This window comes from Streptomyces sp. NPDC059371 (assembly GCF_042751995.1).
Lineage (GTDB): Bacteria > Actinomycetota > Actinomycetes > Streptomycetales > Streptomycetaceae > Streptomyces.
On sequence record NZ_JBHYXD010000140.1, the window covers coordinates 15,523 to 17,638 of the forward strand.

The window sequence follows — 2,116 nt, forward strand, 5'->3', positions numbered from 1 at the left end:
CCGCGCGGGGTGGGGGGCGGTCTGTGTTTTGTAACCCCCCCCCCCCCCCCACCGCCCCCCCGCGGGTGGCGGCCACCGGACCCCGGTGACCGCCACCCGTGCGTTCGGGCCTGACGGCCGCCCGGGCCCATGATTGCCGGTCTCACGCTCGGCCCCGTTGCGCGGCCGCCCGGGCCCACCGATTGCCCGGCCCACGGCCGACCGAGGTCCCGCGGTCGGCCGGGCTCCGGGGTTGGCCGAGGTCCCTCGGTCGGTCGGGCCCCTGGATCGGCTCAGGGTCCCGGCCCCCTGGCCCCCAGCCCCGCGGGATCAGCCCGATGATCAGCCCGACGTCGGCGTCTGCGCCTTCAACAGGGCCTGCAGGCGGGTCGTGCGCGGCTTCTGCGGGACCTCGGCCACCGCGTGCGGCAGCGCCTGCTCCACTCCGTGCACGACGGACAGATGCCGCTCGGCCCGCCCGAAGGCCGTGTAGACCCAGGGCCGGGTCAGGGCCGCCGCGGCGTCGCCCGGCAGCACCACGACCGCGGCCGGCCAGCGCAGCCCCACCGCCTGGTGCGCGGTGAGCGCCCAGCCGTGCCGCACGGTCTGTTCCACCAGCTCCTTCGGTACGACCACGGGGGTGCCCGAACAGTCCAGGTGCAGCCCCTCGGCGTCGGCCCTCACCACACGGCCCGGCAGCGAACGGCCCGGCGCGGGGGAGTGGACGATCCGGTCGCCCGGATCGAAGCCGCCGAAGCGGCCGGGACCGGGGTTCAGCCGCTCCTTGAGGGCGGTGTTGAGCGCGCGGGTGCCGACCGGGCCGCCGTGCCCCGGGGTGATGACCTGGGTCTGCTCGGCCGGGACGCCGATCGCACGCGGCACCGAGTCCGCGACGAGCTGAACCGTCCGGTGGACCGCCTCTCCCGCGTCGCGCACCGGGACGATCACCACCTCCTTGCCGGGCGCCTCGACCTGGTTGAGCTCGCCGATGCCGATCCCGGAGACCAGCTCGCCGATGGGCCCGGGGTCGGGGGTCCGCGAGGCCACCTGCGGGCAGACGCGGGCGGCGAGCAGGTCCGCGAAGACCCGGCCGGGGCCCGCGGACCACAGCACACCCGGATCACCGCTCAGCACGAGACGCGCCCCGTCCGGCAGCGACTCCGCGAGCACGGCCGCCGTCTCGACGTCGAGCTGCGGCGCGTCCAGGACGACCAGGACGTCCAGGTCCAGGGCGCCGTCCGTGTCCCGGCCCGGTCCTTCGGCGCCGGAGAGAAGTCCGGCGACCGTGACGGCTCCGGTCTCCTCGCCGCCCGTGGGGTGGTCCGCGGCGCCGTCCGCCGGCTCGTGCCGGGGCAGTCGGGCGGCGAAGCCGTCGCGCCCGCCGGAGGTGTGCGCGGCGGCCCAGCAGCGCAGTCCCAGCGAGCGGGCCGCGTGCAGCAGCGCCGCCGCCTCGGACCGCGAGGCCTCGCCGCCGGTGTGCAGCACCAGGCCGTGGGCGGCGACCGCGCGGATCAGCTCCCCGGCCGAGCGGGGTGCCGAGGCCGCTTCCCGCTCCCAGTCCGCGGCCGAACCGTCCTCCTTCGGCACCGAGTTCATCAGACGGGCGAGTCCGTCGGCGAGGCTCTCCTCGGCCAGCGCGTACCGCTCCAGGCCGATCAGGATCCGCACCGGGCGCTCCTGCTCCTCCTCCGCGTCGTCGTCCGGGGCCGCCGCGGCCGGGGGAGCGGTGTCCAGCGCGTCCTGGAAGACCAGGGCCTCGCCCTCCGCGAGAGCGCTCTGCACGGCCGCGTCCGGGTCGGGCACCGAGCGCTGGGAGAGCGCCGCGGTGAGGGCCGGGGCGTCCAGCGCGGTGTGCCCGGCGACGGCGGCCTGCTCCAGCAGCCACGCGGTCAGCGCCGTGCCCCGGCGTTCGTCGTCCGGACCGCACTCCGCGCCGAGCAGCGCCCGGGCGAAGCCGTCGGCCTGCTCGGGCCGCACCCCGGGCACCCGCAGCAACTGCCAGGGGTCCTCGCGGAGGACGCCGTCCGCGCCCTCGCCCAAAACCGCGACGGCCTGCGCCGCGAGCGCCTCGGGGGCGCCGGCGCCGGCCAGCACGGCACGGACGGCGGCGACGGCCTCCGGCGGCGCGCCCGGTGCC

At 78.0% G+C, this 2,116-nt stretch carries 1 protein-coding gene; it reads right to left on the minus strand.

What is annotated here, in order from left to right; translation table 11 throughout:
• Nucleotides 1-321 precede the first annotated feature (321 nt).
• Nucleotides 322-2,116, minus strand: a 1,795-nt coding sequence (locus tag ACFXGX_RS40390; protein WP_384802515.1) for a helix-hairpin-helix domain-containing protein, incomplete at its 5' end; no start/stop codon positions are given.